Here is a 26,545-nt window from a genome sequence, read left to right on the forward strand (position 1 = left end):
CAATTATTTAAGTGATTGCTTGAATATTTATTATTAAAAAACGCCTTATCGGCGCATCACTTTCTCAGAAGGTTTAAAACACCATGACTTTATCGGCCCAGAGTGTCCAATCAGTCAGTTCTTCCAGGGTGCCGCGATGCGTACCTTCAGCCAATTCCTCGGCTGTCATACCGCGTGCATCCATACAGGTACCGCACACACCGATTTGACCTTCACGGCGAATGATCGGGTTCAGCATCAACTCAACGTTGTAATAACCTTGGGGAACTTTCTGGCCGCCTTTTGCGCAAACAGCCGCGTCACCCATCAAAAATACACGTACTTCATCAGTGCCACGTTTGGCAATGGAGCCTGCCAGACGTAAACCGTTGTAGCTGCGCTCGGTGCCGTATGGTCCGTCATTCAATATAAATAGAATATTGCTCACTTCAGTTTCCTCTTGATTTCCTGGTGGTTATTGCAGGTACCGATCAAAAGGAACTTTGCTATCGCTTAGCGCAATCGCTTACCGACTTTCCTTTTAAGCAGCACCTGTTTGTATAGCAAAACCTCTGGCCACCCAATCAGCGACACCTTCTTCCCAGCGTGTAGCCTGATAACCTTTTTGGTTCAGCAAATTCACGGCTTCTATCGACATGACACACAGTGGTCCACGACAGTAAGCAACAATTTCACGGCCTGGCGGCAATTCAGTAATTTTCTGCTCCAGCGCTTCCAGTGGAACCGACAGAGCACCAGGGATATGGCCCGCCATAAATTCTTCAGTTGGACGCACATCCAATACCGTTACTTCGCCGCGCTTTACGCGCTCAAGCAACGTGTTTTTATCTGTTTTTTCCAGCACACCGCGATCACGCAAAAATGCGTCTGTCACCGCGCGAACTTCCAGCAACCGGGTTTCTCCGACTCGCCGAAGGATGCCGCAAAGCCCTAGGACTTCCTGATCCGCAAGCCGGTAAATGATATTTACCCCATTGCGTTCCGAATCGATTACGCGCGCCGCGCGCAATACCTGCAAATGCTGGGACGTATTCGCAATGCTCTGGTTAATTTCTTTGGCGATTGACTCAACGGTTCGCGGCCCCTGGCTTAACACATCCAGCAACTCAAGGCGGATCGGGCTAGCCAACGCTTTTCCAATACGAGCCAGTTGCTCATACAGCGAATCTTTAAATTGCCGGCAAGAAGAAGTCATAGATTTTCCATTTATCAATTGATCGCTTGAATTATAGGTTCCAGGCGACAATCCTCAAATAGCTATCTACCGCTCAAGCACAAATTCACCCAAAAATAGCGTTGTTACCCATAAAAAAGCGCCTAAAGCCATCACTAACTTTATGACGCCGAAGCCCGTTCCTTGACAATCTATGTGAGATGGATATTCTAGTCAAGCATTCAATTAAATAATTGAATATCAAATAATGACGCTACTCTTGCCAAATATTGAATAAGCAGGCGTGGCTTAAAGGACTCCTTGTCGATATGCGTAAACACACCCTAGTGGAATTCGCGACCCACCATCCCCGGTGGATTTTTGTCGCTACCTTACTGATTACTGCGCTCTTCTGTACCCAGTTTCCCAGGATCACACTGGATACCAACCCGAAAAACATGTTGCCCCATGACTCCCCCGTGCGGGTCTGGAATGACGGGATTGAACAGACATTCCGGTTGTATGAAGACACAATCGTGGTGGCGATTCATAACGAAAAAGGGGTAATCAATACCAACACCCTCAAGAAAATCCATGTTGTTACCGAACAAATCCTTTCGATTGACGGAGTCGCCGCGCGTGATTTGGTGAGCTTTAACACCATCGACCATATCAGTGCGGACGGTGAAGGCTTGGATATCGCCCCGCTAATGGCCGAGGCCCCCAACACCCCTGAAGAGTTGTCTGCGTTCCGGGCCAAACTGATTGGTAACCCGTTATTTGCGGACCGGATAATTTCCAGTGACGAGACCATGGCCGCGCTCTATATACCGCTGGAGGATGGCGCTAATGGCAAACAAGTTGCGGACAAGATTCGCGACATCATTACAAGCCAGGGCGAAGGCGATGATTTTTACGTGGCTGGAGACCCGGTAGTCAGGGATACCTTCGGTGCAGACATGTTCACCATGATGGGATTATTTGCGCCCATCGCGGGCATGATCATGTTTATTGCCATTCTGTGGATGTTTGGCAGTTTGTCCCTTGCAATGTCGATGATGGCGGTGGCCATGGCCAGTATCATTTGCAGTATGGGATTACTGATCGGGTTGGGATTTCCGGTGCACATTATGAGTTCCATGGCACCGGTATTTTTAATGGCCATTGCAACGGACAGCATCCATATTTTTAACGAGTTTTATCACCGCTTCCGTCAGGGTGGCAATAAACAACAAGCAATCCACGAGACCATGGACGCGGTCAGTCGCCCGGTGCGTTATACCGCACTGGCAACCGCCGCCGGATTTGCCGTATTGCTTTTCATGGAAATTATTCCCGTTAAAGTATTTGGCGGCGTCATTGTATTTGGCACCTTGCTGCTGCGTCTCCTCAGCTTCACGCTCATCCCTGCCTTACTGATATCGATTAACGAGAAAAAAATCCTTTCCGCCGTCGCACGCGAAACGCACAAACAGCAATCCAAAAAAAGCTGGTTACAGAATCTGGCGGATGTGGCGGTCACCCATCCGAAAAAAAATGTCATGCTGGGTTTGTTGCTGACTGTTGTTTCCGCAGTCGGTATTACACAGATAACGATCAATAACAATTTGGTGAAATGGTTTACCCACAACAGTGAAGTACGCATCGCCGATGAGAAGATCAATGAATCACTCGGTGGTACCGCATCCGGATACATCGTTGCCATTTCACCCAATGCGGATGGCATCAAAACACCGGAAAGCCTGCAATACATTGATGGTTTGCAAAGGCATCTCGAATCCATGCCAGAGGTTGGAAAAACGTTTTCGATTGTCGATTACGTAAAACGTATTAACCGTGTACTCCATGAGGACGCTCAGGATTATGAAGTAATTCCGACTGACGCTGACACCATTGCCCAATACCTGTTTTTGTTCGGCATGTCCGCGAAACAATCGGATCTGGACAACGTGGTGGACTATCCCTTCCAGCAGGCCAACATCTGGCTGCAATTAAAAACCTGGGATGCGGGGGCAATGCGCAATGTCATCCATGCCGTAGAAGAATACCAACACGAAAATCCGATAAACCTCGAATTCAAACCCGCAGGAACTGCCTACTTCAATGTGGTGTGGAATGATGAGGTGCTCTGGGACATGCTGAAGGGATTTGTCCTGGCATTGCTGGTAGTATTTATTCTGCTGGCTATCAATTTCCGCTCAATCAAGTGGGCGATTGTCGGGTATATCCCGCTACTGTTTACCATCATGTTGATTTACGCCGTGATTGGCTTCTCGGGCAAAGATTTTGATATGCCGATTTCGGTCTTGTCATGTTTGTCGCTGGGCATGGCGGTGGATTTCTCGATCCATTTCATCAGCCGTTTGCGTCAGCGTATAACGGAAACCGCCGCGACCGGTGAATCACTGGCGGACAATTTGCGCTGGACTGCTGCACGGCCCGGCAAAGGCATTATGCGTAACGCTATTCTTTTTGCCGCCGCCTTTTCGGTAATGATGTTTGCCCCACTTACGCCTTACATCACTGTGGGCGCATTCATCGTGAGTATGATGCTCGTCAGCGCACTAGTCACTTTATTGTATTTGCCCGCATTGATTTTGTTATTGCAAGGCTGGCTGTTCACCACGTCCACATCTGACCATTCACCTTCAACTCTTTCTGCAACACCCTCTGTCGGAGAGCGCGCATGATTTCCCTGGTAAAAACACTGACCCAACGCAGCTTATTTGTTCTCAGTGCCGTATTGACGCCATCGATATGCATGGCAATAGAGCCTACGCAAATTGTGCAACAGTCACTGGATGCGACCTACTACGCGGGCAATGACATGCGTACAAAAGTCAGCATGAAATTGATCAATCCCAAAGGCGATGTTCGTGAGCGTGAAATGACGATGCTGCGAATCAATCTTGCGGGTGGTGAGCAACGTTATTACACCTATTTTCATCGCCCGACTGATGTGAAAGGAACGGCTTTCCTTGTGCAAAAATTTCCAGGCAAAGAAGATGATCGCTGGATTTTTGTACCTGCCATTAAATTGGTGAAACGCATTGCTTCTGATGACAAGCGCTCATCGTTTGTTGGTTCCGATTTCACTTACGAAGACGTATCCGGTAGAGAAGTTGCCGATGAAAGCCATACATTGGTGGGCGAAGAAGTGTTTGAAGGACGTCCGGTTTACCGCATTGAAAGTAAGCCGGTAAAAGCCATCGACTACAGTCGTCGCGTGTCGTTAATTGATAGAGAACGCTTGCTGCCCTTGAGTGAAGAATATTTTGATTTGCGCAATCGGCCATCACGCGTATTCAGTGCAGTGAAAGTGGAACAAGTCTCCGACGTCTGGACCATTACGGCGCGCACTATGAAAAATCTGGAAACGGGTTATCGCACTGAAGTGGTATATGACGAAATCGCTTACAACATTGGATTAGAGGCTGATATTTTTACGGAACGGTATCTGCGTAATCCACCACAACAGTGGGTGAAGTAAACCCATGCTGTTTAGAAAAACCGGAACGTTTTTGTCGGGTTGTTTGCTCTTGCTAGGCAGTATGCAATTACATGCCGACATTAACGGCATGGTGCAATACCACTCAGCGGTGCGCACTGACACAGATTCATGCTCCACCACAGATTGCGAAATACCATTTTCGGAATTACGTGGCCAGGTAAAAGCTGAAAAATCATGGCGAGATAGTCAGCATTCGTTCACTGCCAACATCGAATTAATTCACGATTTCGTGTTTGATGAAACTGACTTGAACGCCCGAGAAATTTATTGGGATTGGGCTGGTGATGCAACCCAACTGCGCACCGGACGTCAGATGATTACCTGGGGCACCGGCGATATGTTGTTTATCAACGACATATTCGCCAAAGACTGGAATGCCTATTTTGGTGGCATGCCGATGGATTTCCTTAAGCTCCCAACGGATGCCATTAAATTTGATTGGTATCCGGGAGCAACCACGATTGAAACGGTGATCGCCCGATTTGACGCAGACCATGCGCCTGAGGCACAGCGATTCGACGTACAAATGCCGCAAATGCCGTCTCCAATTTTTTTTCAAACACCGGATGATCAACCGGACGAACTGGAATACGCCGCAAAAGTATCGCGCAATTTTTCAGGGTGGGATGTCAGTGGTTATGCCTCCCGAAGTTATTGGCGTAGCCCTGCCTATCACCCCAATGATTCAGGCACATTGGTGTCCTATCCGCGACTCAATACTGTCGGCGCGAGCGCCACGGGGCAGATACAAAATGGCGTATTCAATCTTGAGGCGGGTTATTACCATTCACCGGAAGACTCGGCAGGCTCCAATCCATTTATTCAAAATAGCCAAAGCCGTCTCTTAACCGGATATTCCCGTCAAGTCTGGACTGACGCTACTCTGGGCGTGCAGTTTTATGTTGAACGCATGGAAAATTATTCAATTTATCTCGCTACGGTGCCAACAGCTGCCGCCGCAAAAGAAGAATGGAACAGGGTTGCCACAGTGCGCTTCACCCAATTTTTTTTACACCAGACATTAACGTTTAATCTGTTCAGTTATTGGGGATTAAGCGATAGCGACCGATTTTTACAATCCACAGTCCGATACGCCTTTAACGATCATCTCTGGGGCGAAATCGGGACCAATATTTTTTCCGGAAATCAGCAGGGAATGTTCGGTGCGTTTGATCGCAACGATAATATCTACCTGACTCTGCGTTTCGCTTATTAAAGGTTTCTTATGACTACGCCAATCTATCTTGATTACAACGCAACAACACCTATCGCACCGGAAGTGATTAACGTCATTACACAGTGTCTGACAGAATTTGGTAATCCATCATCCAGCCACGACTATGGTCGTCGCGCCAATGAAATAGTTCAGCAAGCACGTGCACATGTTTCCCACTTAATTTCTGCTAACCCATCCGAAATCATTTTCACAGGCTGTGCTACGGAATCCAATAACCTCGCCATCCTCGGTATGGCACGTGCCTGTAATAATAAAAAGCACATTATTACCAGTGCTATTGAACATCCCGCTGTTATGCAACCGTGTTTACAATTGCAACGAGAAGGTTGGGAGCTAACGATACTGCCTGTGGATGCCAGTGGATTAGTTGATCTGAAAGTATTGGCAGAAAAAATTCGTCCCGATACTGCCCTGATTAGCATCATGCATTCCAATAATGAGATTGGAACCATTCAACCGATTGCAGATATTTCACAGATCGCGCGTAAGCACGGTGTGCTGTTGCATGTGGATGCAGCGCAGTCGATCGGAAAAGTGCCAGTTGATGTGAACGAACTTGGTGTGGATGCACTGACAATTGCAGGCCACAAGTTTTATGCCCCGAAAGGTGTAGGCGCCTTGTATGTGCGTGAAGGTACCCCGATAAATTCCATCATGTACGGCGCCGGTCATGAACGAAATCTGCGCCCTGGAACGGAGAACGTAATTGCCGTGGCGGCACTGGGCGAAGCAGCGCGCTTGGCAGCGAATCGATTGCCAGAAGCCGAACAATTTTTAAGAGAAATACGTGATGAATTACATTCACGCCTGAGTACTGAAATTCCTGGTCTCGCATTGAATGGTCATCCTGAATTCAGACTGCCTAACACGCTTAATATTTCGTTCCCCGGCGTCAGTGGTCGCGCGCTTCTTGATAATGCAGGAGGTGTAGCCGCTTCGGTGGGATCAGCCTGTCATTCTCATGGGGATGCAGTGAGTGGGGTATTGGCAGCAATAGGTGTATCGGCTGACCGCGCGCGCGGTTCAGTAAGATTGTCGGTCGGCGTATCAACAACTGAAGACGAAATTAAACAAGCCAGTCAAATTTTAACGAGCAGCTGGAGGGCGATTAGTACTCAGTAATACAAAATTTTTTTGGGCGTTGCCTTGTTCACATCGCTAATACACTACATAAAAAGTACGCTAAGATGCTAGTCACTTTTCATTGACGAGAAGTCAATCATCATATGACATTAAGGTAAGCCAGACATTAAACTCAATATCCGGCTTAAGGCTTAACTGTTGCACCCTATTTACCGCCACAACTACCGCAGCACACAGTGTCTTTATTTTCAGGCGTCTTAGCTGGATCGATTGTTAACACACTGCCTTTTGATGAGGACAATAAACCCAGCACAACCTGCCAACTCACGGCTAAAGCACCCACGATAAATACGACATCACCGAACGTGCGGACCCAGCGCAAGGTCACGAGTAAATCTGACTGCATAAATGATTCACTGCGTGCGTACCACAACCCCTCGGAAGCACTTGCAACAAACTGGATAATCCCCACTGGCAGTAAGCTGGTGAACAGCATTAGTGCCAAACCTATGTTCATCCACCAAAACGCCACTTTCATTAATCTATCGCTAAACACTAATTGCGGGCGAATATAGCGAAGGATTAACAGCGAGAAACCCAGCGCCAGGAATCCATACACGCCAAACAAAGCTGCATGGGCATGAGTGGGTGTAGTATTTAAACCTTGCACATAGTAAAGCGCGATCGGCGGGTTGATCATAAATCCAAGCACACCCGCACCGAGCATGTTCCAAAATGCAACCGCGACAAAAAAGGTCAAGGGCCATTTTATTTGTTGCATCCAGAGTGCGCGATTTTTCAAGCGCCAGTTTTCCCAAGCTTCATAACCTAGCACTACAAGCGGTACGACTTCGAGTGCACTAAAGGTTGCCCCCACGGCCATTACCGGCGTAGTGGTGCCAGAAAAGTACAGATGATGAAAAGTGCCCGGCACGCCGCCCAACATAAATAACGATGCCGATGCCAGCGTGGCCGCCGTTGCCATGGGCCGCGATACCAACCCCATACTGCAGAAGATAAACGCGAGTGCAGCGGTTGCAAACACTTCAAAAAAACCTTCAACCCAAAGATGCACAACCCACCAACGCCAATACTCCATTACAGAGAGATGTGTGCGTTCACCGTAGAACAAACCGGCGCCGTAAAATAATCCAATGGCGACAACAGATGCGGTTAACAAAGCTAATAAATTTTTATCGCCAGGTTGTCTTAACGCCGAGGTAATACCGCGCATCATTAAAAATAACCAGAGTAAAATTCCAATAAACTTTCCTATTTGCCACACTCTGCCCAAATCAACGTACTCATAACCTTGGTGACCAAACCAGAAACTTAGATTGGTCGGTATGCTATGTGCGATGGCAAGGATATTACCGATAAACGAACCCACCACCACTGCAATCAACGCCCAGAAGAGAATATCCACCCCTAGCTTTTGATACTTAGGATCTTTACCGCCGTTAATAATTGGCGCAAGGAATAATCCAGCCGCGAGAAAACCAGTAGCAATCCAAAACATGGCTGCCTGAATGTGCCAAGTACGTACCAGCGAATAAGGGAACCACTCAGACACATTAATGCCGTAAAACGTTTGCCCTTCCACAGTGTAATGCGCGGTGAACCCGCCCAGAAAAACCTGGAAAGTAAAGAGAGCGACTACAACAAATAGATATTTTCCCAATGCGCGCTGCGAAGGCGTGACGGCAAAGGTTGTAATAGGATCGACATCTGGTGCAACGGTCTCCTCCTCATTTTCTTTGCGCAAAAACGCCCATGCCCATACCAGAGCGCCTACACCTAAAACTAACAAGACAACGCTGGCAATTGACCACACAATATTTTCCGCTGTGGGCCTGTTGTCGATCAGCGGTTCATGGGGCCAGTTATTAGTGTAAGTCGCCTCACCCGGTGTGCGCTCGGTAGCTGCTGCCCATGCGGTCCAAAAGAAAAACTCTGCCATGCGTTCGCGTCGCTCAGGGTCAGGCAGAGTGTTTTCTTTCATCCCATAATTTTCACGCGTTTTTTGTAGCTCTGGGGCATCACTGAATAACCGCTGATAGTAGTCTGCGGTTTGCGCAATTGCCTGCGCGCGCCGGGCTGAGATGAATACGCTGTCTGTATCTGCACTATAGGTATTCGTGCGATAAGCAATTTTTAAATCGTATTGCAGCGCGTTTTGTTGCGCGCCATCCAAGTCAGCATAGGCTTTACCAAAAGCATCTTGTGCGGCTAACTCCAGCCAGTTCAGTAATTCGCGATGCAACCAATCCGCAGTCCAATCCGGTGCCTGATAAGCGCCATGCCCCCAGATCGAACCCAGTTGCATGCCGCCAACAGATTGCCACGCCGTTTGCCCATCCAGAATAGAATCGTGAGTCATCAATACTTCACCACTTTCACTGACAACCTGTGCTGGGATTGGTGGTGCATTGCGATAAACCTCGGTGCCAAAATAACCGAGCAGTGAAAAGGTAACGGCGAGCACACCAATTAAGATAAACCACAGCTTGCGATACTCACCCATGATTCACCTCCAGAGCACCATCAATTCGATCAAATAAAATATTGTTTTCAAGATGAATATGATCCATCAGATCCGCCTTTAAGGTTTCTAATCCCAGATAGAGTGCGCGCCAGGTATTACATGCGCCCTTGGGTATAACAATACCGCTTGTGATGTGATCAATATCCGCGAGTGCAGCCCCGTGATCGTCGTGTTCGCGGCGCATCATCGCAATGGGTTGGACAGCCATGCCAGTAATGCCACGGCTAATCATCGGAAACAGAATTTGCTCCTCCTTCTGCATGTGGTTTTCCAGCTCTTGCAGCATGGTTTCCAAAAGTTGCGTCAAACCTGCAGGGCACTCGGCATGCCCGCCATGAACCAACTCCACTCGCTGGGCAAGGCGAATCAGTTCCGGAAGTTGTTGACGATGCACATCGTGATAACGAGTGAGAATGTGTTCGATCAACTCAATATCCGGCACATTTGCCCACTCTTGTTCCGCTGGCTGCAGTGATTGCAGCACCTCTAACTCGGCAGTGAGCGCTTCTAAATTTAAGTCGCGGTCACTTGCAGCATCACGCAAGCTCTTCTTTCCACCGCAACAAAAGTCCAACTGGTATTTATGAAAAATCGCGGTGGCCCCCGGAATACTCCGTGCAAGTTGGCCAAGGCTTTGGTCGGTAATAGTCATGATGTCACTCTCCGGCTGCAATAAAACGACGGTCATTAAGGGGAACCCGGCAACTCTGCCAAACAACCCAGTTAAGATGTATTGTAAATGCATCTTATAAAGATGTAAAATGAATACATGTTTAAAGGTAAAGATTTTAATACCGTCCACTTCGCGCTATAGATGAAAGAGAAACTGAGAATGCCTGCCTACTCCACACTGCCGCAGCCTGTAAAAGCCGGTTACCTTGTGCTTGCATGCTTATCATTGCTGATCGGTATGGTTGGTATAGTGACTCCACTACTGCCTACTACACCGTTTCTATTATTGTCAGCATGGTCTGCCGCAAAGGGCTCACCGCGCTTACACCACTGGTTAACCACTCACCCAAAGTTAAGTAAGCCCCTGCGCGCATGGCAACAAGATCGGGCAATTCCCTCCTCCGCTAAAGGATTGGCAATAGTGATGCTTGCTTCCAGTTGGCTGTTATTAATATTTTGGGGAGTTCACTGGGCGACTATCAGTGTCACCTTGTGTTTATTTGGCGCGATCGGAATTTTTATTTTTACGCGTCCCTCGCCACAAGATGAAGATTGCATGACTCCCGACAACATTATCCTGTACAAAGGATGCAAGGTTTACAGCGATATTCGCGCCTATGCCGATCCAGAGGTTTTTCATGAGTAATTTTTTTCAATCACAATCGATTCTTGCACATCCCTTCCGCCCATTCTTTTTACTCACGGGTATTTATGGAGTTATTACTGTTATTGTCTGGATGAGCTTTTTGTATGGTGGACTTTCGCTGCCATTGGGATGGTCGCCAGTACACTGGCACAGCCATGAAATGTTATTTGGTTTGATTCCAATGGCTATCGCCGGTTTTTTGTTGACGGCCGTATGCAACTGGACTGGCGCAACCCCCTTACAGGGCATAGCATTACTCGCACTGATAATAATCTGGTTCGCAGGCCGCGTTGCCATGTGGACAGCAAGCTGGTGGCCAGTGGGTATAGCAGCGGCGGTTGATTTATTATTTATGCCCATGATGGCTATCTATATGACCCGCGTATTATTGCGGCATGGAAATAAACGCAATTTACCCATTGCGGCAATTTTGTTATTGCTGAGCCTCGCTAATGTAATGATGCATATCGGATTTATCACCAGTGACCCACTATGGTTACGGCGTGGTGAATTAATGTCACTGGGTTTAATTACCCTGATGATGATTGTGATTGGTGGCCGAATTATTCCTCTCTTTACGATTAACTGGCTGCGCAATCAAGGCATTCAAAGTGAGTGCGTAAAATCATTCGCTGTTCTGGATCGCGCCGCACTCATCGCTACACTGTTGTTAGTTCCCGCCGACTTTTTCACCGGCACTTCTTGGTTAACCGGCGTTATGGCCTTAATTGCAGGTGCACTCAATGCCTTACGTTTGATCGGCTGGTCAGGCTGGCGTACTGCGGGAGAACCGCTGTTGTGGATTCTCCACCTCGGCTATGGCTGGATTGTTGTCGCACTCTTGCTCAAGAGCGCCGCAGCCTTTAATCTCGCCGCCCCTACCGCTTGGCAACATGCACTGGGAGTCGGCGCCATGGGAGCCCTGATTCTGGGAGTAATGACCCGTGTAGCCCTCGGGCACACCGGCCGCACACTCACCCTACCCCGGTTTGCAATAGCGATTTACGTGGCTATTACACTAGCGGCATTGGCTCGTGTATTAGCCGCATTACAACTACTGGATTACCGCATAGGATTGTTAGTGGCCGCTACAGGCTGGTCGCTCGCCTTTGCCACATTTACCTTGATTTATTGGCCAATACTCACCCGCCCACGCGCAGATGGCCGCCCCGGATAAGAAGAGAAATCTATGCACATAACCCGTTATACCGATTATTCACTGCGCGTACTTATGTACGTAGCACTCAAGGGTGAAGAAATTTCTACTATTGGCGAAATTGCAGAGAGCTACGACATTTCCAAAAACCATTTGATGAAAGTGGTTCAAGAACTCAACGCCAAAGGTTATTTGATCGCAGTGCGGGGGAAGAATGGCGGGCTGCGGTTAAATGGTCGCGCTGAAGATATTAATATCGGTGGCCTGGTGCGTGACACAGAACAAGATCTAGCAATAGTAGAGTGTTTCACTGGAGCCCAGGGCTGCACCATCACACCCGCATGCCATCTTAAAAGTGTATTTGCAGCAGCATTGGAAGCTTTTTTTGCAGTGCTCGATCAGTACACTCTGGCTGATCTACTGCCAAAACAAAAACAACCAGCATTGATTAAATTGTTGCGGATCAGCTAATCAATGCTTACGGCAAGCCATTCAATACATCGGAAGTAATAATTCCACTTTTTTGTCGAATTTTTATAAAGTCGGGTACAAAATCAAAACTGACCAATACGCCTCCGCTCGCACGGTTAGATAGCATTAACTCGCCACCCAAGTGTTTGGCACGCTCTTTCATAATGGCCAGACCATAATGATTGATTTTTTCCGGTGCGACAGAAAGGCCTACACCGTCATCCGCGATGGCTAAACTAATCGCCTGATCCGCATTTTGCCATAAACGAATGTCCACATTTTTTCCACCGCTATGATGGATGGCATTTTGACTGGCCTCACGAATAATTTGCAGTAAATGAATTTCTTCATTGGGTGTGAGTGGAATATTACTTAAAGCAAAATCGAAGTGAATATTTATCGAGTTCTGCGCACGCAGCTGCTCAATACTGGACTCAAGAGCAGCCTTTAAACCGCTGCCGTCAATTTTCAAACGGAAGGTAGTTAATAATTCACGCAATTGGCGATAAGCATTATTTAACCCTTCATGCAGCTCACCAGCCACATCTTCCATAGTGATTTTATCTTCCCTATCAATCGCTTTATTGAGGCGAGTTACCTGAATTTTTAAGTAAGAGAGAGCCTGTGCAAGGGAATCATGTAACTCGCGTGCAATAGCATTGCGCTCTTGCAACACCGCCAAACGACGCGATTGATCTTCATCGGTTTTTAAACTCATCCCAATTGCTAATTGATCGGTAGTGGATTGGATTAGTTGCTCTTGCCATGGCGACAATAATTTTCGTTCCTTTACCCGACACACTATCAACCCATAATGTCGCTCATTGCGATTCAGCTGAAAACGATAAATCGCCGCTCCATCCGTTTTTTCTACTACGCCCCGGCTGGACAAACATTTCGAACAGTTTTGTTTTTTGCACAACTCTGCGTTAATTTCACTCGCCGGTTTTATTTGCAGGTACGGGCTATTACCCTCAGTGGTCATTAAACATAATTCAAGGTCGGACACGTTGATAGTTTTCCCTAAACGGGAAATTATTTCATCGTAATTAATACCCTGAGGATTGTGCTCAATAATGAACTTGGCGGTTTCATATAAAAACTGCAGCGCGTTATTGGACTGTTGCAACTCTTGGGTTTTTTCATCCACTTGTTGCTCAAGATGATCATAACTATTGGCGATTGAGCGGCTCATAAGATTAAAGGTACTGGCAAGAACACCCAATTCATCTTGGCTAACTACCGGTATTTGATGGCTGAAATCACCTTGGGCAATTCGTTTGGCCATCGCCGTCAATTGATTGAGTGGCTGCTCTACTTTGACTCTCAGCGAATACATCACTAATGCCGATACCAACAAGGTTGCAAACAGAGCGATGATTTGTACCAAGCGAAAACTGCGCACCTTCTGTTCTGCATCCTGCTGAATAGTTTGCACCAGCGCGTCCAATAACTGGATATGCTCATCCAACAGGATTTGTAACTGTTGATCGGTCAAAGAGCTTTGTTTTTGCTTAACCCGGTCAAACTCCGGCAATAACTGTTCGCGCCAATTGTCAGCTGCACGGGTATATAACTCACTGATCTTTGGCTTATCGTGCAAAAAAGGAATAAATACCGGATTGCGCCAGGTTTCATCAATTTTCTGTTGTGCACTTAGCCATTGCACCGCATCAGGCGTGTCATCCAATGCCAGCAAGCCCAAACGATAACTTTGCATACGCAAGGAGCCAGCAACATTAATCGCCAGGGAATCATTTTCAGCACGCTCTGACAACCAATAGGAAATCAGCATAGTGCTCATGCCTAAGACAACAATCCCAGCAAGCGCCACGCTGACACGAACAATAATGGAAGATTTAGGTGTAGATGAAATCATAGGGCAGCTTCAATAAATAAGAGCTATTTAGCTAGGTGCGCAGCACTCCAACTTTCAACTCTGAAAACCAATTAATGAATCTTTCCACATCCTTACCTTGAAAGATAGCGCCATGTTGTGGGCACATCATATCAATATGCAGCTTGCTAACGCGCTCACACCATGCCAACTTTGCATCATTAGATCCCATCCAGCGCCGATGAAAACCTTCAGCAGCCTTAACAACTTTATCAAAGTCACGCACATATACATCAGTTTCGTCATGTGGCAACAATGCCGCACCAATATCACCAGAAAACAATATTTTAGCTATGGGGTCATACAAATTGAAATTCCCAGATGAATGCAAATAATGGGCAGGAATAGCTTGCAAGGTCAAATCATTTAAAGGGATGGCTATACCCTGATCAGGAATAGCAACAAAAGTATCTTCATTTCCGCCAAAATGCGGGATAAATTCCATCCATAGCCACGAAAGATAACAAGGCAAGGCAGGATTAAATTCCAGCCAAAGCGATAGCGAAGATATGATGTCAGGATCTTGATGCGATGCAAAAATCGCCACAATTTCCTCCGGGTTTTTGGCAGAACAAATTGCCGCAAAAACCGAAGGGAAAATTTCCAAGCCGCCAGGATCGGTAAGAATCGACTGATTGTTATAGCTAATTAGGTATTCATTAGTGTCTATTAAATAATTAGGCTTTTGTGGATCGCGTGCGATCACATGCCAAGTGTGATTTCCCTCTTGAAAAATAAGCTTTGCTCGTTTCATTATTTCTCTCTAAAGTAAAATTTTAATTCATTGATGAGCGGATGAATTGCATCTATATAATCAGAAAACTCATCTGCAATTTGTGATAACAAAATAGAAAATTGGCCACCATAAGTAGCTTCAATTTTCAATGAACGTGAAATAACACTTCCAAAACGACTACTATCATCGGCATCATTTATTAATTTACTCAGTAATTGATAGCCTTGACGTAAATTATTTTTCAACACCAATGCATGTTTATTACTGTTGAATAACTGCGCCTCAATGAACTGAGCGTCGCTATTATCTCGCGCCAATGTCAGAAGGTGGTTGATACGAAGATAACGTTGATGCTGGCTTACAACCTGCACTGACTCATAGGACAGCACAGTCAAATTGTTCATAATATCCGTAAGTTCTTTACTGAATTTACGTAATTCATCAGATATAACACCAAAACCAAGAGCGACATCCCCAGCGCGACGCGACACCAGAATCGCATTAAGCGCTAGGATATTAATTTTACTAGCCAATCGAACGATTTTTTTAATATCTTCATTAACTCGTACAATTAAGGCTAAATCGTTATTGTTCATAGAAGCATAAACCATAATATAAACTTGTAGAGATTGATTAGCAGCAATCACAGTATAACGACTGAGTCGAACGTTGCTTAAATTAGTGGCGATGGGGACTTAATTCAATCGAGCCATAGATACCTATTGAGAGGTATTTTATTGCTCCCCTCTAGCCATTCAGGGAAATTGCCAAAAACATTATTTTAGCCGATAAGCTCTATTACCTAGTGCCAATCAAACAACAAGAGGCTTCAATATGAATACTACCAACACTAGCATCTCTTGCGCCAAGGATATTATGAGCAACACCTTATTAACTGCTTACGAGGGCTGGACTATTAGCCGTTTGGCGGACTTTTTTATTAACCGTAAGATTTCTGCCGCTCCCGTCATAGCCTCAGATCACGAATTAGTTGGTGTGGTCAGCGTAAGCGATGTTTTTAAATTCAATAATCTCAACGAGCGCGACAAAGGTAATGCCTTGCGCAACCACTATCGGGATAGTTGCGGTCAGGAAATAAATGAGGAAGTGCTGCGATCATGGGTAAAGGATGCCGATAAAAATTGTACCGTTCATCAAATTATGAATCATGAGGTCATTGCGATTGACCAGGGCGAATCAATAAAGTCAGTGGCGAAGATACTTCTTGACCAGCACATACACCGCGTTTTTGTAACCGACAACAATAAAGTGGTCGGTGTTATCACGGCTATGGATGTACTCGCCGCCCTCAACCAGAGTTAATTATTGGCGTTTTCTACACCGATTTATCCGGGCCGCTACCAGCATTATGGAGCGGCCTTTTTATTGGAGTACCCCTTCTGTACTGAGGCTTATTTTTTAGCCTCACACGCCTTACCCACAATAACTAAACATTCAATAAATTCAATGAGTTAGACAACAAATACAAATACTCATTTAGTGGTAGATGAACGGCTTTCCAGCACTTTTCACTCTCTGGCAGGGAGCGCATGAATGGCGCAGTATTCCTGTGTCAACCGTGAACCGAATGCGCACCATTAACATAACGCCGTTGTGTCAGTAATGGAGTAACGCGCACACTTTTAGGAGCTGCCATAGAATGAGTCATCTATTCGACAAATTACGTTTTTTTAAAAAACGTCAAGAACCCTTCGCTGATGGGCATGGCGTTACCACTGATGAGGATCGCTCTTGGGAACAAGGTTATCGTCAGCGTTGGCAGCACGATAAAATTGTGCGTTCAACACACGGCGTAAATTGCACCGGTTCTTGTAGCTGGAAAATTTATGTGAAAGACGGGCTGATCACTTGGGAAACCCAGCAGACAGATTATCCACGCACCCGCCCCGACTTACCTAATCATGAACCGCGCGGCTGCCCGCGGGGCGCAAGTTACTCCTGGTATATTTACAGCGCTAACCGTTTGAAATATCCCAAAGTGCGTCAGGCATTAATTGAGTTGTGGCGCGAAGCCCGGCAAGAATATTGCGACCCTGTACAAGCTTGGGCTTCCATTGTTGAAGATGAAACGCGTGCAAAAAAATATAAATCCCGACGCGGCTTGGGTGGATTTGTACGCGCGCACTGGGGCGAAGTGAATGAAATTATTGCCGCCTCTAATGTTTACACCGCTAAAACCTATGGCCCTGATCGCATCAACGGCTTCTCACCCATCCCCGCCATGTCGATGGTGTCTTACGCCGCCGGTTCACGTTATTTATCCTTGATTGGTGGCAACTGTTTAAGTTTTTACGATTGGTATTGCGACTTACCTCCATCATCGCCACAAGTGTGGGGCGAGCAAACAGACGTGCCGGAATCTGCCGACTGGTACAACTCCAATTACATTATTGCCTGGGGTTCCAACGTCCCCCAAACACGAACACCTGATGCACACTTTTTTTCTGAGGTGCGCTACAAGGGCACCAAAACCTGTGTCATTACTTCCGACTATTCCGAAGCATCCAAATTTGGCGACACCTGGCTCGCGCCCAAACAAGGCACCGACGCTGCACTCGGCATGGCGTTTGGTCATGTCATTCTTAAAGAATTTCATATCGAAAAACCCAGCAGCTATTTCACTAACTACGTCAAACAATATACCGACATGCCGATGCTAGTCATGTTGGAACAGCAAGGCGACAAATTAACTCAGGGGCGTTTTTTACGCGCAGCCGATTTGGTTGATAACCTTGGGCAAGAAAATAATCCCGATTGGAAAACCATTGCAATCAATGCACAAACACAGGAATTGATCAGCCCTAACGGATCAATCGGTTATCGCTGGGGCCAACAGGGGAAATGGAACCTTGAACAGCGCGATGGAAAAAGTGGTGCAGAAGTAGATGTGCATTTATCACTAAAAAATCACTGCGATGAAATTCTGGATGTCGCCTTCCCCTACTTTGGCGGCAATGAACATGAGTACAATTATTTTAAACACACTGATCACAGTGATATTCAATTACGCAAAGTGCCCGCGCGCAAAGTGTTGCTCGCAAACGGCGAATCTGCATGGGTAGCCAGTGTCTTTGACTTAATGGTTGCTCACTACGGTGTCGATAATGGTTTGGGCGATAACAATGTCGCAAAAAGTTTTGATGACGACGCGCCCTACACTCCCGCATGGCAAGAAAAAATTACCGGTGTAGCACGCGCCGATGTCATTCGTGTTGCGCGCGAGTTTGCGCGTACCGCCGACAAAACTCACGGGCGCTCTATGGTGATTGTGGGCGCCGCCCTCAACCACTGGTACAACATGGATATGAATTACCGCGGCTTGATCAATATGCTCATGATGTGTGGCTGTGTGGGTCAAAGCGGCGGTGGTTGGGCGCACTATGTAGGGCAAGAAAAATTGCGCCCACAGAATGGCTGGCTCCCTCTTGCATTCGGTTTGGATTGGCAGCGTCCGCCGCGCCAAATGAACGGCACATCCTTTTTTTATAATCACGCCAGCCAATGGCGCTATGAAAAGTTGGACATGAGCGAAGTGGTTTCGCCGCTGGCAAATAAAGAAAAATGGAGCGGCAGCATTATCGATTTTAATGCGCGCGCCGAGCGCATGGGCTGGCTGCCATCTGCACCACAACTGGCCACCAACCCACTGCGTATTGTGGCTGCCGCACAAGCTGCCGGTAAATCGCCTAAAGACTATGTGGTGGAGCAATTAACATCCGGCAAATTGGAATTCGCCTGCCAGGACCCTGACTCGCCACAAAACTTCCCGCGCAATATGTTTATCTGGCGTTCTAATTTATTAGGCTCCAGCGGTAAGGGGCACGAATATATGCTGCACCATTTACTCGGCACCAAACACGGTTTGCTCGGTAAAGATTTGGGCGCAGACGGTAAAAAACCGGAAGATGTGAAATGGCACCATGAAGGTGCAGAAGGCAAAGTCGATTTGCTGGTGACATTGGATTTTAGAATGTCCACCACCTGTTTGTATTCCGATATCGTTTTACCTACCGCCACCTGGTATGAAAAAGACGACATGAATACTTCGGATATGCATCCGTTTATTCATCCGCTCACCAAAGCAATTGATCCGGTGTGGGAATCGCGCAGCGACTGGGATATTTTCAAAGGCATTGCCAAAAAATTCTCGGAATTATGCGAAGGTCATTTGGGCGTAGAACAAGATTTTGTTACCCAACCCATGATGCACGACACACCCGAAGAACTCGCCCAACCCTACGGCGTTAAAGCCTGGTGGAAAGGTGAATGTGAAGCCATTCCAGGTCTGACCATGCCCAATATGGTGGTGGTAGAACGCGATTACCCCAACACCTATAAACGTTTCACTTCACTAGGGCCATTACTTGAATCACTCGGCAACGGTGGCAAAGGCATTAAATGGGATACCAAAGAGGAAGTCGCATTTCTCGGCAAATTAAATCGCACTCATACTGAAGAAGGTGCGCATCAAGGGCGGCCAAAAATTGAAACGGCGATTGATGCCTGCGAAGTAATTTTATCGCTCGCACCGGAAACCAACGGCCACGTTGCGGTAAAAGCCTGGGATGCCCTTTCAAAAATTACCGGGCGCGATCACACCCATTTAGCCAAACCGAAAGAAGACGAAAAAATTCGCTTCCACGATATTGTTGCCCAACCGCGCAAAATTATTTCTGCACCTACCTGGTCGGGCCTTGAAGACGAACACGTCTCCTACAACGCGGGCTACACCAACGTGCATGAATTAATTCCATGGCGCACCGTCACCGGCCGCCAGCAGTTTTATCAGGATCATGAATGGATGCGCGATTTTGGCGAGCAGTTGTGTTGTTACAAACCGCCGGTCAATTTAAAAACCGTTGGCCCGGTGATGAACCGCACACCTAACGGCAACAAAGAAATTATTTTGAACTGGATTACGCCACATCAAAAATGGGGCATTCACAGTACCTATAGCGACAATTTGTTAATGCTGACCCTGTCGCGCGGCGGCCCGATTGTATGGCTCAGCGAAGTGGATGCCAAAGCCGCCGGCATTGAAGACAACGATTGGATCGATGTGTTTAACGTTAACGGCGCTATTGCCGCCCGTGCGGTGGTATCGCAGCGGGTGCCGGAAGGCATGAGCCTGATGTATCACGCCCAGGAGCGCATTATTAATATGCCCGGTTCGTCGCTGACTAAAACCCGCGGTGGAATGCACAACTCAGTGACCCGCGCGATTATGAAACCTACGCATATGATTGGTGGCTACGCACAACAGGCTTACGGTTTTAACTACTACGGTACCGTTGGCTGCAACCGTGATGAATTTGTTGTAGTGAGAAAAATGAAAGAAGTGGATTGGTTAGATACACCTTAACCCCACCCTAACCATCCCCTTAAAAAAGGGAAGGAACCATTCAGGAGGGGGTTCCATTCCTCCCCCTTATGAAGGGGGGAGGCTAGGAGGGGGGTCTTCCCCAAAAAATTTCTCGAATTTACAGAGGCAAAAAAAATGAAAGTTCGTGCCCAGATTGGCATGGTGTTGAACCTGGATAAATGTATCGGTTGCCACACCTGCTCTATTACTTGCAAAAATGTATGGACTTCACGCGAAGGCGTGGAATACGCCTGGTTTAACAACGTAGAAACCAAACCCGGCGTTGGTTTCCCCAAAGAGTGGGAAAATCAGGACAAATGGAAAGGCGGCTGGCAGCGTAGCGCTGACGGAAAATTAACACCGCGTATCGGTGGCAAATTGCGGGTGCTTGCTAATATTTTCGCCAATCCGAATCTTCCGGAAATTGATGATTATTACGAACCTTTTGACTTTGATTACCAACACCTGCACACCGCAGGCAAAAGTGAGCATCAGCCTACCGCCCGCCCCCGCTCATTAATTACTGGTCAACGCATGGAAAAAATTAATTGGGGGCCAAACTGGGAGGAAATTCTCGGCACCGAATTCGCCAAGCGTAGAAAAGACAAAAATTTCGATGATGTAGTGCAAACCGAAATTTATGGTCAATTTGAAAAAACTTTTTTAATGTATTTGCCGAGGTTGTGTGAGCACTGCTTAAACCCGGCCTGTGTTGCCTCTTGCCCTTCCGGGGCGATTTATAAACGCGAAGAAGACGGCATTGTATTAATCGACCAAGACAAATGTCGCGGCTGGCGCATGTGTGTATCCGGCTGCCCCTACAAAAAAATCTATTACAACTGGAAAAGCGGAAAATCAGAAAAATGTACTTTCTGTTATCCACGTATTGAAGCAGGTCAACCCACTGTTTGCTCGGAAACCTGTGTCGGCCGCATTCGCTACTTAGGCGTGCTCTTATACGATGCTGATCGCATTGCTGAAGCCGCCAGTGTGGCCAGTGAAAAAGATTTGTATCAAGCGCAGCTGGATATTTTTCTAGACCCCAATGACCCAGGTGTTATTGCAGCAGCGCAAGCTGAAGGCATTCCGCAAGCTTGGTTGGATGCGGCTCAGCGTTCACCTGTTTACAAAATGGCGGTGGATTGGCAAGTCGCACTGCCGCTCCATCCTGAATATCGCACCTTGCCCATGGTGTGGTATATCCCTCCACTATCACCCATTCAAAACGCTGCGCAAGCGGGCCATGTGGGCATGAATGGTGAAATACCTGATTTAAAATCATTGCGTATCCCACTGCGCTATCTCGCTAATTTATTAACAGCGGGCGATGAAAAACCGGTTGAACATGCCCTGGAGCGCATGATTGCTATGCGCGCTTATATGCGCAGCAAACATGTGGATGGTGTGCAGGATTTGGAAGTGCTTAAACAAGTCGGACTGGATGTAGTGACCGTAGAGGAAATGTATCGCTATATGGCCATCGCCAATTACGAAGACCGCTTTGTAGTTCCCACCAGTCACCGCGCTTATGCCGAAAATGCCTACGATTTAAAAAGCAGTTGCGGCTTTAGTTTTGGTAATGGCTGTGGCGATGGCAACAATGATGTGAGCTTATTTGGCACTAAAGCCAAAGGGGTTCGCCAAGTCATTCCCGTATCGATTCAGGAGTAGTCCTAATGAAATTATTAACGGTTTTATCATTGCTTATGGATTACCCGGAACAAAACTCCGAAGAATTAATAGCAGTGCTGCGCATCGGTATGCAACTAATTGAAGCACCACTGCAATCCAAACAACAAATTCATAACTATCTCGATCAGTTTTTGAAATACTACGCACATACATCATTGCTAGATCTTCAATCCGACTATGACAGTTTATTCGAACGTGGACGCGCATTATCGCTCCATTTGTTTGAACATATTCATGGTGAGTCGCGCGATAGAGGCCAGGCTATGGTGAATCTACAACAGCAATACCGGGATGCCGGTTTGGATATAGGCGTAAAAGAATTGCCCGACTATTTACCCCTGTACCTTGAATTTTTATCCACTCAAGGCGAAGAAAATGCACGTATCGGTTTGGAGGAAGTCGCACCAATTTTAGCGGTGCTGGCTTGTCGGTTGGAAAAACGCAACAACCCCTATGCAGGGCTATTTCACTGCTTGATTTTGCTCTCCGGTGTTGAGGTGAATCTCGAAGAATTACACGCTCAATTGGAGCAAGAAAAACGCGATGACACACCCGAAGCATTGGATAAAGTATGGGAGGATGAAGTGGTAAATTTCGGTGCAGAAAAAAATGCCGATAGCTGCAGCAGTTCAACCTCGCGCCCCACACCTCAACAAAGTCGTGATCATGTCGAATTTCTCAACGTCGATGAATTACTCAACTTACAAGCCAGTGCGCGGTAATAGGAGCAGTTATGAATTATCTCAACACATTATTCTTTGGTCTTTACCCTTATCTGGCACTGATCATTTGTTTTATAGCCAGTTGGATTCGCTACGACCGCGAACAATACACCTGGAAGGCCAGCTCCAGCCAGTTGTTAGAAAGTAAGCAACTTAAAACCGGTAGCCGTTTATTTCACGTAGGTATTATTACGGTATTGCTGGGTCACTTTGTTGGTTTGTTAACACCCGTTGAAGTTTGGCATCTGCTTGGCATTCACGCCCATCATAAACAACTTATCGCTATGACGCTCGGTGGCGTTTTTGGGGTAATTTGTTTTATTGGATTAACCATTCTATTGCGTCGCCGTTTATTCAACCCTCGTATTCGAGCCACTAGCAGCAATATGGATATTACGGTATTGCTGCTACTCTACGCACAATTAATATTAGGATTGGGATCTATTTTTATTTCTGCACAGCATACCGATGGCGAAGAGATGTTGTTGTTAATGAGCTGGGCACAAAACATCGCCACCTTTGATCCTGCGCAAGCTGCATCCGATATAGCTTCAGTACACTGGATTTATAAACTCCATGTGTTTTTGGGAATGAGTTTATTTGTGGTGTTTCCCTTCAGCCGCTTGGTTCATGTATTTAGCGTGCCGGTGAAATACGTAGGGCGCCGTTATCAAATTGTGCGCAAAAAAGCCTGGCATTAACGGCAAACGTAAATAACGCACCGGAGAGAAATCGATGATTCAAGTCAATCAAGCCACCATCAGTGAACAACATATTTTGGCTGAAATGCAATACCACCCAGCGGATTCACAGCGTGAAGCGATGATTAAAGCCGCCGAGGCGCTAATTATTAGTGAGTTGTTACGCCAACGTGCGGCACAGCTGGAGTTACAAGTAGGCGACAACAACGCCGAGGCTTCCGATGAAGATTTTATTGAGGCCTTACTTGCCCAAGAAGTGCAATTACCTACTGCAGACGAGCAGGCATGCCAACAATACTTCCGCGCCAATGCTCAACGTTTTATGAGTTCACCACTGCTTGAATTGCAGCATATTTTAATCGCTGCGGCACCGGACGATGAAGCTTCGCGCATTACCGCAAAACAAGACGCTGAAGCCCTGTTGATAAAATTGCAACTGGGGCAGGATTTTGCTCAACTTGCACAAACCAACTCCGCCTGCCCGTCTAAACAAGAAGGCGGTGACTTGGGGGTTATCAGCCGCGGCCAAACCGTGCCTGAGTTTGAACGGCAATTATTGCTCCTGCCAGTCGGCTTACATCACCAACCCCTGGAAAGCCGCTATGGGTTTCATATTGTGAAAGTCAATCGCATAACACCAGGGCAAGCACTGAAATTCGATGATGTAAAAACCAAGATCGCGCAATTTTTACAGGAGCGAGTTCGCCACAAAGCCATAGCACAATACATTCAGCAATTAATTAACGACGCCAAAATTGAAGGTTATGATTTTTCGGTACCAACATCAACGCTAATGCAATAAACCGTTTTAGCTTGCGAGGGTTACACCATGAGTTTAGAAACAGCACACGACTTGCTCAACAGAAGTCTGGGGCAAGTAGCACGAAAAATTCCCGGCGCTACCGCTATTTTTCATCACCATGGATTAGATTTTTGCTGTGGTGGCAATAAAAGCCTGCTTCGTGCAGCGGAAGAGAAAAATCTGGACAGTGAAACTATTGCAAATGCGCTATTAGCAATTGCCAATAAAGGCGAAACACCTGCAACAGAAACAATGCCCTTGGCCGAGTTAATTGATTACATTCTGGAAAATTTTCATCAAGTACACCGCACTGAATTGCCTGAACTGTTGCGCTTGGCCAATAAAGTGGAACGTGTACATGCCGACAAACCCGACTGCCCCCATGGCTTGAGTGAGCATTTGCTACTGATGGCACAAGAATTAGAGCAGCACATGCAAAAGGAAGAAAATATTCTTTTTCCCATGATCAAACGCGGCACCGGCTCAATGGTGCTTGGCCCTATTAGTGTGATGCGCCACGAACACGACGACCACGGCGCGGCGCTGCGCGAATTGGAGCGGCTCACCAATAATATGCACCCCCCCATAGGGGCCTGCAATACCTGGCGCGCACTCTATTTAGGTTTGCAGAAATTGCACAATGATTTAATGGAACACATCCATTTGGAAAACAATTTGCTGTTTGTTAAACAGGAGGAGCAATTTAGTAAGTCGCAGCACAATTCAACTTGCTGCGGCAGCTGTAGTTGATATGAAAAAACCGGACACCACCAGCGCAATGCTCGACTTGGTGCAGCAGATTCGTGCACATATCCCCTTTGATGAACTGGATGATGCACGTGTCTGCTCCGGTGCCTGTATTGGCTGTGCAAAAAATTTGCTGGAATATTTAGAGCAGGAAATTATTTATTGGGAATCCAGCCTTACGCGCGGTGAAATAACCAGCTTGGGCGATATCAATAAACTGGCGCGCAGTGCTAAAAAAATATACAAAGTGTTGCAGTTAAATAATCTGGTGTAATGATTTTCGTGTAGCTACTAATTCAACCTTCGTCATTCGCCGTGAGCGATAAAATTCCACCTTGTTTATCAAATACTAAATACTGCTGAATCATACCGGTGTTGATGCCTGCAATCATGGCATCGAGCGGTTTATTGGCATCAGTACTACTCGGCGCCTGCTCGCCCTTACCCGCGAGGCTGGCGGCAAAAATTAGCGACCAGGCTTGACCAGTGTTCGCCGCTTCAGCGATCAGATCAGCGAAGCTTGTAATTTCATCCGGTGTTTTATCTACACACATTTTCGGCGTAAGAAAACCGCCCTCGTTGGTATCGCCACCGGCCACCTCATCAATATCCACAAACACCAGCAATAAACGTTGCGCATCGGCTTGCGCGCGCGCTGCTGTTAAAAAATCATCAAAGTGTTCCATTGCGTAACCTCATTTTGTTGCGCTTCATCTTATTACTGAATAGCCCAATTTACTCACTACACAAACGCGATGAAATACCCACTAAGGCTTAGCCACCCTCTTGCCACCTCTCCTACCCCTTGTAGGTAGCTCTGCGAAAAGTTTGATATAGATCAAATATTGAAGCCCGTTCGCACACTAGCCTTACACCACATATAGATACAAAAGAAAAGATAAATACTAGATATGGTGTTTTATGAAATTTATGCGCTTTGTGAATGAACAAGTTGTATGGCAGGAAGTCCCTGGTGAAACCTCACTCGCCTACACCATTACTGGCTGCCCGCTGCGCTGCAAAGGCTGCCATAGCAGCGAGTATCGCAACCCCAAACTGGGTGAGCCGCTCTATAGTGATTATTTCCAGAGCCGTTTGGACGCCTATCGCGGACTGATTAGCTGTGTTGTCTTTTTTGGTGGCGAATGGCTACCGGCTTTATTGCAGCCTCTGCTTGAACAAGCGCGGCGCGCCAACTTAAACACCTGTCTATACAGCGGTTTTGATCTGATACCCGACTGCTTGTTGCCGCATTTGACCTACGTGAAAACCGGGGCTTGGGTTGCAGCGCGCGGCGGTTTAGACAATCCCAATACCAATCAGCGCTTTATCGATTTGCGCACCAACGAATTACTGAATTACAAGTTCCACACTACCGTCCATTGTTAATT

Annotated in this window: 24 protein-coding genes; 16 read left to right on the plus strand and 8 right to left on the minus strand. The window is 46.8% G+C overall.

The genetic code is table 11. The features are described from left to right. Positions 1-73: 73 nt before the first annotated feature. Together D0C16_RS04375 and D0C16_RS04380 are read right to left on the minus strand one after the other, a co-directional pair. Positions 74-427, minus strand: coding sequence for a DsrE/DsrF/TusD sulfur relay family protein (locus D0C16_RS04375; RefSeq protein ID WP_151031178.1), 354 nt, complete (start codon positions 425-427; stop codon positions 74-76). Between the two features lie 93 nt (positions 428-520). After that, positions 521-1,195, minus strand: coding sequence for a metalloregulator ArsR/SmtB family transcription factor (locus D0C16_RS04380; RefSeq protein WP_151031179.1), 675 nt, complete (start codon positions 1,193-1,195; stop codon positions 521-523). Positions 1,196-1,482: 287 nt separating this feature from the next. Between D0C16_RS04380 and D0C16_RS04385 the strand changes: the two genes are divergently transcribed. Genes D0C16_RS04385 through D0C16_RS04400 form a run of 4 tightly spaced genes read left to right on the plus strand, consistent with a single transcriptional unit; the run spans position 1,483 to position 7,023 of the window. After that, the gene (locus D0C16_RS04385; protein WP_151031180.1) at positions 1,483-3,843 is read left to right on the plus strand and encodes an RND family transporter; all 2,361 of its coding nucleotides are present in this window, start codon (positions 1,483-1,485) and stop codon (positions 3,841-3,843) included. Next, positions 3,840-4,643 carry an outer membrane lipoprotein-sorting protein gene (locus tag D0C16_RS04390; protein ID WP_151031181.1) on the plus strand — a complete coding sequence of 268 codons (804 nt, stop codon included), beginning with the start codon at positions 3,840-3,842 and terminating at the stop codon, positions 4,641-4,643. The genes D0C16_RS04385 and D0C16_RS04390 overlap by 4 nt, the downstream gene beginning before the upstream one ends. A gap of 4 nt (positions 4,644-4,647) precedes the next feature. Further along, positions 4,648-5,880: a hypothetical protein gene (locus tag D0C16_RS04395; RefSeq protein WP_151031182.1), complete on the plus strand. Its 1,233-nt coding sequence runs from the start codon at positions 4,648-4,650 to the stop codon at positions 5,878-5,880. Positions 5,881-5,889: 9 nt separating this feature from the next. Beyond that, on the plus strand, positions 5,890-7,023 hold the full coding sequence (locus tag D0C16_RS04400) for a cysteine desulfurase family protein (protein WP_151031183.1): 1,134 nt from the start codon (positions 5,890-5,892) through the stop codon (positions 7,021-7,023). 166 nt (positions 7,024-7,189) lie between these two features. On the opposite strand, the gene D0C16_RS04405 is transcribed toward D0C16_RS04400, so the two are convergent. After that, the gene (locus D0C16_RS04405) at positions 7,190-9,508 is read right to left on the minus strand and encodes a nitric-oxide reductase large subunit (protein ID WP_151031184.1); all 2,319 of its coding nucleotides are present in this window, start codon (positions 9,506-9,508) and stop codon (positions 7,190-7,192) included. After that, positions 9,501-10,217 carry an iron-sulfur cluster repair protein YtfE gene (gene ytfE, locus D0C16_RS04410; RefSeq protein ID WP_225318902.1) on the minus strand — a complete coding sequence of 239 codons (717 nt, stop codon included), beginning with the start codon at positions 10,215-10,217 and terminating at the stop codon, positions 9,501-9,503. Before ytfE (D0C16_RS04410) ends, D0C16_RS04405 begins: the two co-directional genes overlap by 8 nt. 144 nt (positions 10,218-10,361) lie before the next feature. Here ytfE (D0C16_RS04410) and D0C16_RS04415 point away from each other — a divergent pair, with 144 nt between their 5' ends. From D0C16_RS04415 to D0C16_RS04425, 3 genes are read left to right on the plus strand one after another with little or no spacing between them, the layout of a single operon-like run. Beyond that, positions 10,362-10,847 carry a YbaN family protein gene (locus tag D0C16_RS04415; RefSeq protein ID WP_151031185.1) on the plus strand — a complete coding sequence of 162 codons (486 nt, stop codon included), beginning with the start codon at positions 10,362-10,364 and terminating at the stop codon, positions 10,845-10,847. Next, on the plus strand, positions 10,840-12,024 hold the full coding sequence (locus D0C16_RS04420; protein ID WP_151031186.1) for an NnrS family protein: 1,185 nt from the start codon (positions 10,840-10,842) through the stop codon (positions 12,022-12,024). Before D0C16_RS04415 ends, D0C16_RS04420 begins: the two co-directional genes overlap by 8 nt. A 12-nt stretch (positions 12,025-12,036) precedes the next feature. Next, a complete protein-coding gene (locus tag D0C16_RS04425) occupies positions 12,037-12,474 on the plus strand; it encodes an Rrf2 family transcriptional regulator (protein WP_151031187.1) in 438 nt (145 codons plus the stop codon). Positions 12,475-12,481: 7 nt separating this feature from the next. Here D0C16_RS04425 and D0C16_RS04430 read toward each other — a convergent pair whose 3' ends face one another. The 3 genes from D0C16_RS04430 to D0C16_RS04440 are packed head-to-tail and all read right to left on the minus strand — an operon-like array spanning position 12,482 to position 15,754. Continuing rightward, complete coding sequence (locus tag D0C16_RS04430) at positions 12,482-14,353, minus strand: histidine kinase (RefSeq protein ID WP_225318903.1); 1,872 nt, start codon at positions 14,351-14,353, stop codon at positions 12,482-12,484. Between the two features lie 31 nt (positions 14,354-14,384). Then, positions 14,385-15,125, minus strand: a complete 741-nt coding sequence (locus tag D0C16_RS04435) for an MBL fold metallo-hydrolase (RefSeq protein ID WP_151031188.1) — start codon at positions 15,123-15,125, stop codon at positions 14,385-14,387. Beyond that, positions 15,125-15,754, minus strand: a complete 630-nt coding sequence (locus D0C16_RS04440) for a hypothetical protein (RefSeq protein ID WP_151031189.1) — start codon at positions 15,752-15,754, stop codon at positions 15,125-15,127. The genes D0C16_RS04435 and D0C16_RS04440 overlap by 1 nt, the downstream gene beginning before the upstream one ends. Positions 15,755-15,941: 187 nt before the next feature. On the opposite strand from D0C16_RS04440, the gene D0C16_RS04445 reads away from it, so the two are divergent. The 8 genes from D0C16_RS04445 to D0C16_RS04480 all read left to right on the plus strand — a co-directional run bounded on the left by D0C16_RS04445 (position 15,942) and on the right by D0C16_RS04480 (position 25,428). Continuing rightward, complete coding sequence (locus tag D0C16_RS04445) at positions 15,942-16,430, plus strand: HPP family protein (protein WP_151031190.1); 489 nt, start codon at positions 15,942-15,944, stop codon at positions 16,428-16,430. Between the two features lie 337 nt (positions 16,431-16,767). After that, positions 16,768-20,490, plus strand: coding sequence for a nitrate reductase subunit alpha (locus tag D0C16_RS04450; RefSeq protein WP_151031191.1), 3,723 nt, complete (start codon positions 16,768-16,770; stop codon positions 20,488-20,490). Between the two features lie 135 nt (positions 20,491-20,625). Continuing rightward, positions 20,626-22,161, plus strand: coding sequence for a nitrate reductase subunit beta (gene narH / locus D0C16_RS04455; protein WP_151031192.1), 1,536 nt, complete (start codon positions 20,626-20,628; stop codon positions 22,159-22,161). Between the two features lie 5 nt (positions 22,162-22,166). Next, complete coding sequence (narJ, locus tag D0C16_RS04460; RefSeq protein ID WP_151031193.1) at positions 22,167-22,904, plus strand: nitrate reductase molybdenum cofactor assembly chaperone; 738 nt, start codon at positions 22,167-22,169, stop codon at positions 22,902-22,904. An 11-nt stretch (positions 22,905-22,915) separates the two neighbouring features. Next, on the plus strand, positions 22,916-23,605 hold the full coding sequence (narI, locus tag D0C16_RS04465) for a respiratory nitrate reductase subunit gamma (RefSeq protein WP_151031194.1): 690 nt from the start codon (positions 22,916-22,918) through the stop codon (positions 23,603-23,605). Between the two features lie 34 nt (positions 23,606-23,639). Then, positions 23,640-24,407 (plus strand): peptidylprolyl isomerase, encoded by a 768-nt coding sequence (locus tag D0C16_RS04470; RefSeq protein WP_151031195.1) that lies wholly within the window; start codon positions 23,640-23,642, stop codon positions 24,405-24,407. Between the two features lie 27 nt (positions 24,408-24,434). Continuing rightward, on the plus strand, positions 24,435-25,157 hold the full coding sequence (gene ytfE, locus D0C16_RS04475) for an iron-sulfur cluster repair protein YtfE (RefSeq protein ID WP_151031196.1): 723 nt from the start codon (positions 24,435-24,437) through the stop codon (positions 25,155-25,157). Between the two features lies 1 nt (position 25,158). Beyond that, entirely contained in the window at positions 25,159-25,428 is a 270-nt protein-coding gene (locus tag D0C16_RS04480; RefSeq protein ID WP_151031197.1) for a hypothetical protein, read from the plus strand. A 22-nt stretch (positions 25,429-25,450) separates the two neighbouring features. Here D0C16_RS04480 and D0C16_RS04485 read toward each other — a convergent pair whose 3' ends face one another. After that, positions 25,451-25,840, minus strand: a complete 390-nt coding sequence (locus D0C16_RS04485; protein ID WP_151031198.1) for a ribonucleotide reductase subunit alpha — start codon at positions 25,838-25,840, stop codon at positions 25,451-25,453. A 235-nt stretch (positions 25,841-26,075) separates the two neighbouring features. On the opposite strand from D0C16_RS04485, the gene nrdG reads away from it, so the two are divergent. Next, entirely contained in the window at positions 26,076-26,543 is a 468-nt protein-coding gene (gene nrdG / locus D0C16_RS04490; protein WP_151031199.1) for an anaerobic ribonucleoside-triphosphate reductase activating protein, read from the plus strand. The last annotated feature ends 2 nt before the right edge of the window (positions 26,544-26,545 follow it).

Origin of the sequence: Cellvibrio sp. KY-GH-1, assembly GCF_008806975.1 — a bacterium.
Classification (GTDB): Bacteria; Pseudomonadota; Gammaproteobacteria; order Pseudomonadales; family Cellvibrionaceae; genus Cellvibrio.